Below are 14167 nucleotides of genomic sequence, written 5' to 3'. Positions count from 1 at the left end.
AGCGTCGCCGACGGTACCGGCGCTCCGGTCGCGAGCGTCCAGGCCCTGGCCTTGCGGGAGATCTCGGCGGACCAGTTCGCGGCGGCCGGCTCGGCCTTCCACGAGTCGCTGTTCCAGCTGGACTGGGTCCAGCTGCCCAAGGCACAGGACATCGCGCTGCCGGAGGACGTCACCGTCCTGCACACGGCCCCCGGGAGCGACGCCCAGACGGCGCGCAACGCGGTGCACGAGGCGCTGAGTCGGTTGCAGTCGGCGGAGGGCCGGTTGGTGTTCGTCACCCGGGGTGCGGTGGCGTTGCCGGGTGAGGACGTCACCGACCTGGCGGGTGCGGCCGTGTGGGGTCTGGTGCGCTCGGCCCAGTCCGAGTCGCCAGACCGCTTCGTTCTGGTCGACACGGACACCGACGCGGACGACGCCGTCGCTCTGGCCTTGGCGGCAGGTGAGCCGCAGGTGGTCGTCCGTGACGGCGCGGCTTACGGCGCCCGTCTGGCCCGTACGCCCGTGGCCGTGGAGGAGGCGCAGCCCCTGACGTTCTCCGCCGAGGGGACGGTGCTGGTGACGGGGGCGACCGGCACCCTGGGCGGTCTCTTCGCCCGGCACCTGGTGACCGAGTACGGTGTGCGCCGTCTGCTGCTGACCAGCCGACGCGGTGAACAGGCCCCTGGTATGGGGGAGTTGACCGAAAGCCTCGTCGATCTGGGCGCCGAGGTGACGGTCGCCGCCTGCGATGCCGCCGACCGGCAGGCGCTGGCCGCGCTCCTCCACGACGTGGACGTATCCGCGGTGGTCCATGTGGCGGGTGTCCTGGACGACGGTGTGATCGCGTCCCTGACTCCGGAGCGGGTGGACAGGGTGCTGCGTCCGAAGGTGGACGCGGCCCTGAACCTGCACGAACTCACCGCGGACAAGAACCTCACCGCGTTCGTGCTCTTCTCCTCCGCCGCCGGTGTCTTCGGCAACCCGGGTCAGGGCAACTACGCGGCCGCGAACGCCTTCCTGGACGCTCTCGCCGCCCACCGCAAGGCGCAGGGTCTGCCCGCACAGTCGCTGGCCTGGGGTCTGTGGGGCGGTGGCATGGCCGGTGAGCTGAGCCAGGCCGACATCGACCGGATGAACAGCACCGGTGTGCACGCGCTTACGCCCGAGCAGGGCCTGGCGTTGTTCGACACCGCGAGCGCCCTGCCCGCTCCCGCCCTCGTCCCCATCCGCCTGGACCTGAAGGCGCTGCGCTCGGCCGGTGAGGACCTGCCCGCCCTGCTGCGCGGGCTGGTCCGGGTCAGCAGGCGCCGTACGGCGCGTGCCCAGGCGGATCCGTCGGCGCTGCGCGGTCAGCTGGCCGCGCTGGAGCCGGCCGAACGGGAGAACGCCCTGCTGACGCTGGTGCTGGAACACGCCGCCCGTGTCCTCGGGCACAGCTCCGCCGACGCTGTCGTACCCGAGCGGGACTTCCTGGAGGCGGGCGTCGACTCGCTCAGTGCCATGGAACTGCGCGGTGCGCTCAACACCGCGCTCGGCATCGACCTGCCGCCCATGGCGGTCTTCGACAGCAAGAGTCCGGCGGGGCTGGCCCGCGAGCTCGTGGCCGTGCTGGACAGCGCGGGTACCGCAGCCGCGACGCCGGGTGCGGCGGGCACCGGCCGGGCCGCGCGGGACGACGAGGACACCGTGACCGGGCTCTTCCGCCGGACCGTCCTCGCCGGCGAGACCACCAAGGCGTTCGGTCTGCTGCGCGCGGTGGCCGATCTGCGGCCGACGTTCGACCGTCACGAGGACCTGGCGGTGGCGCTGCGGCCGGTGCGGCTCGCGGACGGTCCCGCCCGGCCGCGGTTGATCTGCCTCGGCACCCCCATGGCCACCGGAGGGACGCACCAGCACGCCCGGCTGGCCGCCCACTTCCGTGACGTCCGCTACCTGGCCACGCTGCCGTCGCCGGGCTTCGAGCGCGGCGAGAACCTTCCCGCCTCCGTCGACGCGCTGACCTCGGCGCTGGCCCACGCCGTGCTGGACGCGGCGGAGGGCGAGCCGTTCGTCCTGTTCGGCTACTCCTCCGGTGGCATGCTCGCCTACGGGACCGCGGACCGCCTGGAGCGACTGGGCACGCCCGCGGCCGGCGTGGTCCTGGTCGACACCTACGTGGTGACCCAGGAGGAGGGCGGCGGCATGCAGGCCCAGGTGTTCCAGCAGATGTCCGCCGCGCTGGTCGAGCGCGATGCCCAGTACGGCCTGTTCGACGTGGCGGGGCTGTCCGCGATGCGCGCCTACTTCGACCTGCTGCCGCTCTTCCGGCTCGACGCCATCGAGACCCCGGTGCTGTTCGTCGGCGCCGAACGCAGCTTCCTGCCGGACGACACCGGCGACGACGACTCCTGGAAGGCCCGGCCGTGGCACGCCGGACACACCTACCGCTCCGTGCCCGCCGATCACTTCACGATCGTGGAGGAGGAGGCCGAGCACACCGCGAGGACCGTGGAGGAGTGGATCTCGGCCCAGAAACACATGGAAAAGGTGACGACATGACGCCGGCCCCCAGCGCCAAGGGAACCGTTCCGTTCGGCGAGTACAAGACGTGGTACCGGGTCACCGGAGACCTCGGCTCGGGGCTCGCGCCCGTCGTGGTGGTGCACGGCGGCCCCGGCTCCACGCACGACTACCTGCTGCCGCTCGCCCGGCTCGCCGAGGAGGGCCGGCCGGTCGTGCACTACGACCAGCTCGGCAACGGGGGTTCCACTCATCTGCCCGGCCGCGGCGCGGACTTCTGGACCGTGGAGCTGTTCCAGGCCGAGCTGGACAACCTGCTCACCTCCTTGGGGATCGCCGAGGACTACGTGCTGTTCGGGCAGTCCTGGGGCGGCCTGCTGGTGGCCAAGCACGCCGCCGCCCGTCCCGCCGGGCTGCGTGGGCTCGTCATCGCCAACGCCCCCGCCTCCTATCCGCTGTGGCTCGAGGAAATGGCGGTGCTGCGTGCCCAGTTGCCACCGGGCGTCAACGAGACGCTGCTGCGCCACGAGGCCGCGGGCACGACGGACAGCGAGGAGTACTACCAGGCGATGACGCCGTTCTACGAGAAGCACGTGTGCCGGCTCAAGCCGTGGCCGCGCGAGTACCAGGCGTCCTTCTACGAGGTCTACAACGACCCGACGGTGTACTACAGCATGAACGGCCCGACCGAGTTCCACGTGATCGGCAGCCTCCGTGACTGGGGTGTGGAGGACTGCCTGCCCGACATCGCGGTGCCCACGCTGATCCTCTCAGGCCGGCACGACGAGGCCACCCCCAAGACCGTCCAGCCCTATCAGGACCTGATACCGGACTCCCGTTGGGTGATCTTCGAGGATTCGAGCCACCTGCCGCACCTGGAGGAACCGGAGGCTTTCCACGAGGTCCTGACCGAGTACCTCAAGGGCCTTTAGCCGCGCCTCCCGGACGGTGCCCCTAAGGGGGCGATAGGGGTTCTTGACATGACGACACGGGAACAGACTGGTGGCCATGGAGACTGACAACCGGACCGGCAATGCCCTGGTGTTTCCGGGGATGGGGCCTTCCCCGTTCTCCGACGTGGCCAAGTTCATGCTGGTCAACCCCTTTGCCCGGCAACTCTTCGCCGAGGCCGACGAGGTTCTCGGATACTCCCTCTTCGACCGTTTCCGGCAGGCGGAGGGTGACTATTCCGAGTGCGCGCAGATCGCCTTCATGGTGAACTGCCTGGCGCTGGCGGGCTGGGCCGAGAAGGAGTTCGGCATCGAACCCGACTTCTGCGCCGGGCCCAGTTTCGGTGGCAAGGCCGCCGCGGTGCGCTCCGGTGCCCTCTCGTTCGCCGACGGAGTGCGGTACACCTCGCGCTTCGCCCGCTGCCTCGACGCGTACTTCGCCGAGGAGTACCCGGACGAGGTCGCCACCCTGTCCTTCGCACGGACCCCCCGGGCCGTACGGGACGAGGTGCTGGCGGAGCTCGCCGAGCAGGGCGAGTGGCACGACGTCACCTGTGTGGTCGACGAGGACTTCCACATGGTCACGCTGGCGAAGTCCCGCATCGACTGGCTCTCCGAGCGACTGCGTGCCGCCGGCGGGATGCCGCTGTACGTGATGGAGCCCCCCATGCACTCGCCCGCGTTCGACGGGCTGCGGCGCAGGGCGGAGGCCGAGGCCATGGCCGGGCTCACGTTCCGCGACCCGGTGATCCCCGTCGTCACCGACCACGGCGGAGCCGTTCTCACCACCGGCGAGGAGGTGCGCACCATGCTGCTGGACGGCTGCGTCCGCCCGGTGGACTGGCCCGACACGCTCGCCTCGCTCCGCGACCGGGGGGTGGGGCGGATCTGTGTGGCCGGCCAGGACGCGTTGTTCGGACGAGTCTCCGCCGCGGTCAGGAACTTCGAGGTCATCAAGGCCGACCCGCGCCTGGCCATGCGCCCGCGCCGCCGGACCGCAGCCGCCTGAGACACGCCGGGCCGCCCCGCCGTTCCTCATACCTCCCCCAGTTCCCCGTGTTTACCCCGGAGGAAGAATGACCGAGCATCAGAGCCCCGCCCTGCACCAGCGCTTCCTCCGCGGGCTCGCCCTGTCCCCACAGCGGCCGGCGCTGCGCATCGGGTCCCACAGCGTGACCTACCAGGAACTGCACGAACAGGCCCTGACCCTGGCGGGCTCCCTGGGCTCCGCGAAAGTGGTCGGCGTGCTCGCCGGAAAGACCGTCACGGCGTACGCCGGCATCCTGGCCGGGCTCTACGCGGGCGCGACCGTCGTACCTCTGCACCCCGACTTTCCCGCCGACCGCACTCGGCGGATGCTGGGTCTCTCGGGCGCTGCGGCCCTGATAGCCGACGAGCGGGGCCGCGCGGTGCTCAGCGAGACCGACGGGGACGGCCCGGGCATCCCGGTCGTCGAACCCGACCCCGCCCGGGCGCTGTCACAACCGCGTCCGGTTCATGCCTCCGACATCGCCTACATGCTGTTCACCTCGGGTTCCACCGGGCGGCCCAAGGGGGTGCCGATCACCCACGGCAGCACGCACCACTACTTCGAACTCCTCGATTCCCGCTATGACTTCACGCCCGAGGACGTGTTCACCCAGACTTTCGACCTGAACTTCGACTGTGCGATGTTCGACCTGTTCTGTGCCTGGGGAGCGGGCGCCATCGTCGACGTGGTGCCACCGGGCGCGTACCGCGACATCCCGTCCCACGTCGCCGAGCGGGGCATCACCGTGTGGTTCTCCACACCGAGCGCGATCTCCCTCATCCGCCGCATGGGAGGCCTCCGCCCGGGCGCACTGCCCACCCTGCGCTGGAGCTTCTTCGCGGGCGAGGCGCTGCGCTGCGCCGACGCCGCCGAGTGGCAGACCGCGGCCCCGGCCTCGATGCTGGAGAACATCTACGGGCCGACCGAGCTCACGGTCACCATCACCGGGCACCGCTGGGACCCGCAGACCTCGCCCCAGCTGGCCGTCAACGGACTGGTCCCGATCGGCGCCGTGCACGAGGGCCACGACCACGTGCTGCTCACCGAGGACGGCGCCGAGGCCGACAGCGAGGGCGAGTTGCTGATCACCGGCCCGCAGATGGCCTCCGGATACCTCGACCCCCAGGACGACCAGGGGCGCTTCACCGAACGGGACGGGCGTGTCTGGTACCGCACGGGAGACCGGGTGCGCCGACTGCCCGACGGCCAGCTCGTCTATCTGGGGCGGCTGGACTCCCAGGTACAGGTGCAGGGCTGGCGGGTCGAACTCGCCGAGGTGGACCACGCGCTGCGTTCCTGCGAGGGAGTGGAGGACGCGGTCACCGTGGCCAGGCCGGTGGACGGCAGCACCGAACTCATCGTCTTCTACACCGGCCACGCCCGCCGTCCCGCCGAACTGGCCCGGGCGCTGCGCGAGGTCCTCCCCAAGGGCATGCTGCCCCGGCACTTCGAGCATGTCGCGGAGTTCCCGCTCAACTCCAACCGCAAGGTCGACCGTCCGGTGCTCGCGGCCCGGGCGGGCGAGCTGCTCGGCGTGGCCCCTGCGGGCAGGCGGTGACGCATCCGAACCCCGGCCCGGCTCCCCTCCGGGCCGGGCCCTGAGCGGGGAAGGCGTCCTCACCCGTCCGTGAACCGCCCGCTGCCCGGCGTCGGATCCGCCGGCAGGCCCCGCGGAGACCGGGCCGGGCCGGCCTTGCTCTTCCTGCCGCACTCGCCGTACCGGTAACGCACCGGCCCCCCGCACCGCTATTTCGGGCCGTAGGCGCGACAGGCCCTCTCGTGGAGTGCGGGGCCGCTGCACCAGACTCGGCGGCATGACCACGCACGACACAGCCCCCCACACGGCCGGAACCGCCAGGAAACACCGCGGTCTGCTGAACCCCGCGCGCGCCGCGGCCAGGATCCGCACCGGCACTCCGCGGGCCGGCACACCTTCCGTGCCCGGCCCGGAGGCCGTGCTCGGCCCACAGGCACAGCCACTGACCGATCTGGACCGCGTCGGCCGGATGATCGGAGAAGCGCGCGTCGTCGGCATGGGCGAGGCGAGCCACAGCGCCCACGAGTTCTTCACCCTCAAGCAGCGGCTCTTCGCTCACCTCGTCACCCACAAGAGCTTCACCACCTTCGCGCTGGAGACCAGCTGGAGCACCGGCTTGCGGCTCAACGCCTATGTGCAGCACGGCATCGGCGATCCGGAGCGGATCATGGAACAGGAGTTCCAGGGCCAGTACGTCTTCTGGAACACCGAGGAGTACCTCGATCTCATCCGCTGGATGCGACACCACAACATCAGCCACCCCGGCGACCCGCAGCTCCGGTTCGCCGGCATCGACCTCGGCTACCCGGGTCCCGAGGCCTTCACCCAGGTCGTCGACTACGCCGCGGCGTGCCGGCCCGGCCTGGCCCACCGCATCGAGGAACTGTACTCGGGGCTCAGGCCGGCCGAGGGCACACAGGCCGGCCCCTGGATGCGAGGGCAGCTGACCCACGACCCCGCTCGCCGCCGGGAGCAGGCCGAAAGCGCCCGGGAGGCTCTGCACCTGCTGTACGACGAGGGACGTCCCGGCCCCGACCACGGCGGCGCCCGGTCCTACGACTGGGCCGTGCAGAACGCCACGGCCATCACGCAGACCTTCACCGCGTACGCCTTCCCGGACGAGGACTTCGCGCAGCGCATGCGCTACCGCGACCGGGTCATGGCCGCCAACACCGCCTGGCTGCTACGGCGGCAGCACGGCGGGACCCTCCTCGCCGCCCACAACAGCCATGTCGCCTACACCAGCGACAACCCCCGGCAGTTCCCCCAGCCCGCCGGCGGCGTCCTGCGTGAACTGCTCGGCAGCGACTACGTGAACATCGGGATGACCTTCAACCGGGGCACCGTCAACGCCCTGCCCGACCTCGCGGCCCAGGAACCGAGGACGTACACCGTCGTACCGGCGCCCGACGGCCACAACGACCATGTCCTGGACCAGGTGGCGGCCGGCCCCGGATTCGCCCTGGACCTGCGCACCGCCGGGCCGGCCGCACACACCTGGCTCAACAGGCCGCGTCCCACGCGTTCCTGCGGCCTGTACTGGCCCCCGGACGATCCGGACGTCGCCCTCGGCCGCTCCTACGACATCCTCGTCCACCTGCACGAGGTCGAAGCGGCACGCCTGCGGTGACCCTCCCGCCCGGCGGCGCGGGTGTCCCCGGCGCCACGACCGCGGTCCCGGCCGTCACCCGCGCCCTCACCGCAGTCGGCCTGCGTCCCTCCGCCGGGGTGGTGCCGGCACCACCCCGGTCGGCCGTTCAGCCCCATGGCCGCCGCCGGGCAGCGCGGGAGATGCTCGATGCACCGGCCGGGAACACCGGACCGGTTCACGGAGGACCAACCCGCCGAGGAGGGCACTCATGCGCGTCGTACCGGGCGAGGGAGTGACGAGCACAGCGCTGGCGAACGGCCGGATCACGCTGCGGGCCGAGGGCCGCACGGACCGGTTCCGCTGCACACCCCTCGCGGCCATGATGTGGTTCGAGCTGCGCCGCAACGACGGTTTCGTCGACCTGACCGTCGAGACCCTGGCCGGCCTGTGGAAGACCGACGCGAAGAAGGTGCGGGCGGTGCTGGACGGCTGGTCCCGCAGGCTGATCGCCGACGGCTGGCTGCGGGCGGAGCACTAGCGTGCCGGCCCGGCCGGCCGGGCCGGCACAGTGAGTCCGCGGTGAGCACCCGGTGAGCGCCCGGTGAGCGCCCAGCGCCACGGTGGGTGCCGTACCGGCTCCGACGGGGAGTCGGACGCATCCGAAAGGGAGCGGAACCATGGGTGAACTGCGGGGCAGGACCGCACTGGTGACCGGCGCGTCCAGGGGCATCGGCAGGGCGGTCGCGCTGCGGCTGGCCGCCGAGGGTGCGTACGTCGCCGTGCACTACGGCAGCGACGAGCGGGCCGCCGCCCGGACGGTGGAACGGATCGAGAAGGAGGGCGGCCAGGCGTTCTCCGTTCAGGCCCGGTTCGGCGAAGAGGGCGCCGTCGACCGGCTGTTCCAGCAGCTGACGGACCGACTCCCCGGACATGGGCTGGACGTCCTCGTGAACAACGCGGGCATCAGTTCCCACCACCCCATCGCCCAGGTCACCCCCGAGGAACTGCGCCGCCTGTTCGAGATCAACGTCAGCGCCCCGTTCTTCGTCACCCAGCGCGCCCTGCCCCTGCTGAACGACGGCGGCCGCATCATCACCATCGGTTCCATCGCCAGCCGGTTCGCCGTCTCCCTCCAGATCGGCTACACCCTGAGCAAAGCGGCCGTGGAGGCCATGGCTCCCACCCTCGCCAACGAACTCGGCCGGCGCGGCATCACCGTCAACACCGTCGCTCCCGGCGCCATCCGCACCGACCTCACCGCGGGATTCACCGCCGTCCCCGAAGCCGTGGCCGAACTGGAGGCCATCACCGCCCTCGGCCGCCTCGGCGAACCCGAGGACGTCGCCGACGTGGTGGGCTTCCTCGCCGGCCCCGCCGGCCGCTACGTCACCGGGCAGACCATCGACGTCTCCGGCGGCACCTACCTGGGCCCGATCGTGCCTGCCTGAGCCCCTCGGCGCGGCGTCGCTGCTGGATAATCCCCGGTATGCGGTTCTGCATCCTCGGCGAGACCCGGGCCCACCGTGACGACGGAACCGCCGTCCCGCTGGGCGGACCGGCGCGCCGCGCGCTGCTCGCCCTGCTGCTTCTGCGCCCCGGCGCCGTCGTACCGGCCGAACGCCTCGCCGAGGAGACCAACCCGGCCGCCCCGCTGTCCGCGCACGCCCTGCAGTCCCAGGTGTCCCGGCTGCGCGCGGCCCTCGGCTCCGCCGCACCCATCGAGCGGACCGGCGCCGGTTACCGGATCGCCGTGCCGTACGACACGGTCGACGCCGGCCGGTTCGAGCGGCTGACCCGGGACGGCCGCGACGCGCTCACCACCGGTGACCCCGCCGGCGCCGCTGCCCTCCTCCGTGAGGCCCTCGCCCTGTGGCAGGGCCCGGCCCTCGCCGACCTCCCCGACTCCGCGACCGCGCAGGCCGCCGCCGTACGCCTGGAGGAGCTGCGGCTCACCGCCCTGGAGGACCGCCTTGAGGCCGACCTCGCACGCGGTGAACACCGTTCGGCCGTGGCCGAGTTGCGTGCACTGGCCGGACGCCACCCGCTGCGCGAACGCCCCGCCGCGCTGCTGATACGGGCCCTCGCAGCCGACGGCAGCCGAGCGGCGGCTCTGACTGTCTACGAGGACACCCGGCGGCACCTCGCGGACGAACTCGGCGCCGACCCGTCCCCCGAACTCACCGCCCTGCACCAGGAGTTGCTCCGCTCCTCCCCGGGCAGGCCCACCCCCGCCAGGCCCCCGGCCCAGCTGACCGCGCTCATCGGCCGTGACAGCGAGGTCGGCGAACTGCACACAGTGCTGCAACGGGCCCGCCTGGTCACGCTCACCGGACCGGGCGGCGTAGGCAAGACCCGGCTCGCCGTCGCGGCCGCCGGTGCCGAGCCCGGCGAGGTGTGCTTCGTCCCGCTTGCGCCGCTGCGCGACCACACGGCCCTGCCCGAGGCGCTGCTGGCGGCACTCGGCTTGCCCGGAGCAGGCCTGCACCTGGGCGCCGACGGCCCGGCGCCGGCCGACCGCCTGGCCACGGCCCTGTCCGACCGGGCCCTGCTGCTGATCCTGGACAACTGCGAACACCTCCTGGACGGCGCCGCCACCCTGACCGCCCGGCTGCTGACGGCCTGCCCGCGGCTACGCGTCCTGGCCACCAGCCGGGAACCGCTCGGCATCATCGGCGAACATCTGCACCCGGTACGGCCGCTCACCCCCGATGCGGCCGTGCGTCTGTTCACCGACCGCGCCGCCGCGGTACGCCCCGGCCTCACCGTCGCCCAGGACACCGTACGACGCCTGTGCGCGGCCCTGGACAACCTGCCGCTGTCCGTGGAACTGGCCGCGGCCCGGCTGCGCACCCTGGACCTCGACGATCTCGTCCGATGCCTGGACGACCGGCTCGGCATGGCCGCCCGCGGCGCCCGTACCGCCGACGGACGCCACCGCACCCTGCGCTCGGTCGTCGGCTGGAGCTGGGAACTGCTCACCGCACCCGAACGCCGTGCGGCCCGCCGCTTCTCGGTCTTCGTCTCCGGCGCCACCGCGCCCACCGCACGGCACGTCTGCGGCACCGACCCGGACATTCTGGAATCCCTGGCCGACAAGTCCCTCCTGGAGCACACCGACGGCCGCTACCGCATGCTGGAGACCGTCCGTACCTACGCCGCCGAGCAACTCGACGCCGCCGACGATCCCAGCGCCGTCCACCGTGCCCACGCCCAGCACTTTCTCGACCTGGTCCGCACCGCCGACGCGCAGCTGCGCGGCGCGGACCAACTCGACTGGCTGGCACGGCTCACCACCGAGCACGACGACCTGATCGCCGCCGTCGGCCGCTCGGTGGCCGCCCCCACCCCGGAAACCGCCCTGGCCCTGATCGCCGCCGCGGCGCACTACCTGTGGATCCGCGGCATACCCGCCTGCGCCGCCCCGTACGCGGCCGCCCTGCTCGACACCCTGGACGGCGAACCACCCGCCGGATTCGAGGAGGAGTTCGCGGTCTGTGTCCTGCTGGCGGCCGCCGGCCCCGACGGCCGCCCGGTGTGGCAGCGGTACCGGTCCCGCGCCGAAACGGCCCTGGAGACCGTATGGTCGGGCACCCGGCAGGGCCGCCACCCGGCCGCGCTGCTGCAGTGGGTGCTGCGCAGCGCGGCGGACGGCGACCCGCACCGCGCCCACGCGCTGATCACCGCCCACCGCACCGCATCCGACCCCTGGTTACGGGCCGTCGCCCAGTACGTCGCCGCCTTCGGCGCCCTCGGCGAAGACGACGAGGGCGTATTCGCCGAGCGCGCCCTGCACGACGCCGTCGACGCCTTCCGTGCCGCCGGCGACCGCTGGGGCACCGCCCTCGCCCTGGACGCCCAGGCAGCCGTGGCCGGCGCCCGCGGCGACCACGGCCGGGCCGTGGCCCACACCGAGGAGGCGCTTGCCCTCACCGAGCGGCTCGGCGCCATCGCGGACAGCGCCGACCTCCTCGTCGCCCGTGCCGACCACCTGGCCGACACCGACCCCGGCGCGGCGCGCGCCGACTACACCCGCGCCGCCGCCCTGGCCCGCCGTGCCGGCAACCCGGCCTGCCTGGCGGCGGCCATGCGCGGGCTCGCCGACCTGGCCCTCGGCGACGGCGACCCGGCAGGGGCCGAACGCCTGTACCGGGAGGCGCTCGAACGGCTCGACCCCCACTGGGTCAGGAGCCTCGGCAACCGGGTCCGCACCCTCGCCGGCCTCGCCCGCGTCGCCGAGGCCCACGGCGAGCTGCCCACCGCCCGGTCGTACTACCGCCGGGCGGCCGAGGCGATGTCCCTGCCCGGCGCCGCCGCTCCCGTCGTGCTGCGCCTGCTGAACCTCCCGGAACCGCTGCGCACGGCGGTCCTCCGCGGCTGACCACCGGACACCCGCACGGACCCGAGTGCCGCTCTATCGCTCCTGGTTAGCCTCCGCACAGCCGCACCGCCCGCCGCCGCGATGGCGCTGTCGTCCGTACTGACAGGAGCCGACACACATGTCCGTGGAAACCACTGCGCCGCCCACGGGCGGACCAGCCGCCAAGGAGATCCGCCGAGTCGGCCAGGTCGTCATCCGGTTCGCGGGGGACTCGGGTGACGGTATGCAGCTCACGGGTGACCGGTTCACCTCGGAGACGGCGTCGTTCGGCAACGACCTGTCGACCCTGCCGAACTTCCCCGCCGAGATCCGCGCTCCTGCCGGCACGCTGCCGGGGGTGTCGTCGTTCCAGCTGCATTTCGCCGACCACGACATCCTCACCCCGGGGGATGCGCCGAACGTGCTGGTGGCGATGAACCCGGCCGCGTTGAAGGCGAACATTGGGGATCTGCCGCGCGGGGCGGAGATCATCGTGAACACGGACGAGTTCACCAGGCGGGCTTTGCAGAAGGTCGGCTACGAGGCCTCCCCGCTGGAGGACGGTTCGCTGGACGGCTACAGCCTGCATCCGGTGCCGTTGACCACTTTGACGGTGGAGGCGCTGAAGGAGTTCGACCTCTCGCGCAAGGAGGCCGAGCGCAGCAAGAACATGTTCGCGCTGGGTCTTTTGTCGTGGATGTATCACCGGCCGACCGAGGGCACGGAGAGGTTTCTGAGGTCGAAGTTCGCGAAGAAGCCCGAGATCATGGCGGCGAACATCGCGGCGTTTAGGGCGGGCTGGAACTTCGGGGAGACGACGGAGGACTTCGCGGTCTCCTACGAGGTCGCCCCGGCGGCCGCCGCGTTCCCGACCGGCACCTACCGCAACATCTCCGGCAACCTCGCCCTGGCCTACGGCCTGATCACGGCTTCGCAGCAGGCGGATCTGCCGCTGTTCCTGGGCTCGTATCCGATCACTCCGGCCTCGGACATCCTGCACGAGTTGTCCCGGCACAAGAACTTCGGGGTGCGGACCTTCCAGGCGGAGGACGAGATCGCGGGGATCGGCGCGGCTTTGGGGGCGGCGTTCGGTGGCTCGCTCGCGGTGACGACGACTTCCGGGCCGGGGGTTGCGCTCAAGAGCGAGACGATCGGGCTGGCGGTGTCGCTGGAGTTGCCGCTGCTGGTGGTGGACATCCAGCGCGGCGGGCCGTCGACGGGGTTGCCGACGAAGACGGAGCAGGCGGATCTGCTGCAGGCGATGTTCGGGCGTAACGGTGAGGCGCCGGTGCCGATCGTGGCGCCGAGGACGCCGGCGGACTGCTTCGAGGCGGCGTTGGAGGCGGCGAGGATCGCGCTGACCTACCGCACCCCGGTGATGCTGCTCTCGGACGGGTATCTGGCCAACGGTTCCGAGCCGTGGCGGATCCCGGACCTGGAGGAACTGCCCGATCTGCGGGTGCAGTTCGCCTCCGGCCCCAACCACACCCTGGCCGACGGCACCGAGGTGTTCTGGCCCTACAAGCGGGACCCGCAGACCCTGGCGCGGCCGTGGGCGGTGCCGGGGACGCCGGGTCTGGAGCACCGCATCGGTGGGATCGAGAAGCAGGACGGCACGGGGAACATCTCCTACGACCCGGCCAACCACGACTTCATGGTCCGCACCCGCCAGGCCAAGGTCGACAACATCGCGGTGCCGGACATCGAGGTCGACGACCCCACCGGCGGCGCGAGGACCCTGGTGCTGGGCTGGGGCTCGACGTACGGGCCGATCACGGCGGCGGTCCGCAGGCTGCGGGCGGCCGGCGAGTCCATCGCCCAGGCCCACCTGCGCCACCTCAACCCCTTCCCGGCCAACCTCGGCGAGGTTCTCAAGCGCTACCAGAGAGTCGTCGTGCCCGAGATGAACCTCGGGCAGCTGACGACGCTGCTGCGCGCGCGATACCTGGTCGACGTGGTGCCCCACAACCAGGTCAACGGCATGCCGTTCAAGGCACAACAGCTCGCCAAGGTTCTGCAGGAGGTGCTCCGTGCGAACTGAACTCAAGCTCATGGCCAAGGACTTCAAGTCGGACCAGGAGGTGCGCTGGTGCCCGGGCTGTGGTGACTACGCGATCCTGGCCGCCGTCCAGGGCTTCATGCCGGAGCTGGGGCTGGCGAAGGAGAACATCGTCTTCGTCTCCGGCATCGGCTGCTCCTCCCGCTTCCCGTACTACATGAACAC

The 14167-nt window shown here is 72.0% G+C and carries 9 protein-coding genes and 1 pseudogene; all 10 read left to right on the top strand.

Annotated elements, in window-relative coordinates:
- Positions 1-2517 (top strand): type I polyketide synthase (locus ACWDEN_RS46780; RefSeq protein ID WP_450864144.1); only part of this gene is annotated, 2517 nt, incomplete at its 5' end.
- Positions 2514-3410 carry a proline iminopeptidase-family hydrolase gene (locus tag ACWDEN_RS46775; protein ID WP_351622072.1) on the top strand — a complete coding sequence of 299 codons (897 nt, stop codon included), beginning with the start codon at positions 2514-2516 and terminating at the stop codon, positions 3408-3410. The genes ACWDEN_RS46780 and ACWDEN_RS46775, both read left to right, overlap by 4 nt.
- A gap of 76 nt (positions 3411-3486) precedes the next feature.
- Positions 3487-4437: an ACP S-malonyltransferase gene (locus ACWDEN_RS46770; protein WP_351622075.1), complete on the top strand. Its 951-nt coding sequence runs from the start codon at positions 3487-3489 to the stop codon at positions 4435-4437.
- A gap of 67 nt (positions 4438-4504) precedes the next feature.
- Positions 4505-6016 carry an AMP-binding protein gene (locus ACWDEN_RS46765; RefSeq protein ID WP_450864141.1) on the top strand — a complete coding sequence of 504 codons (1512 nt, stop codon included), beginning with the start codon at positions 4505-4507 and terminating at the stop codon, positions 6014-6016.
- A gap of 256 nt (positions 6017-6272) precedes the next feature.
- On the top strand, positions 6273-7625 hold the full coding sequence (locus tag ACWDEN_RS46760; RefSeq protein ID WP_351622080.1) for an erythromycin esterase family protein: 1353 nt from the start codon (positions 6273-6275) through the stop codon (positions 7623-7625).
- A 229-nt stretch (positions 7626-7854) separates the two neighbouring features.
- Positions 7855-8124, top strand: coding sequence for a hypothetical protein (locus ACWDEN_RS46755; RefSeq protein ID WP_351622082.1), 270 nt, complete (start codon positions 7855-7857; stop codon positions 8122-8124).
- Positions 8125-8263: 139 nt separating this feature from the next.
- Positions 8264-9034, top strand: coding sequence for an SDR family NAD(P)-dependent oxidoreductase (locus ACWDEN_RS46750; protein ID WP_351622085.1), 771 nt, complete (start codon positions 8264-8266; stop codon positions 9032-9034).
- A gap of 38 nt (positions 9035-9072) precedes the next feature.
- On the top strand, positions 9073-11964 hold the full coding sequence (locus ACWDEN_RS46745; RefSeq protein ID WP_450864138.1) for a BTAD domain-containing putative transcriptional regulator: 2892 nt from the start codon (positions 9073-9075) through the stop codon (positions 11962-11964).
- A 118-nt stretch (positions 11965-12082) separates the two neighbouring features.
- Positions 12083-13984, top strand: coding sequence for a 2-oxoacid:acceptor oxidoreductase subunit alpha (locus ACWDEN_RS46740; RefSeq protein ID WP_450864136.1), 1902 nt, complete (start codon positions 12083-12085; stop codon positions 13982-13984).
- A 10-nt stretch (positions 13985-13994) separates the two neighbouring features.
- Positions 13995-14167: pseudogene (locus tag ACWDEN_RS46735) on the top strand (2-oxoacid:ferredoxin oxidoreductase subunit beta); the annotation flags it as partial.

It is taken from the genome of Streptomyces sp. NPDC001153 (genome assembly GCF_053598315.1).
The sequence above is the reverse complement of the archived record's forward strand: the minus strand, read 5'-3'. Positions and strand labels throughout refer to the sequence as shown.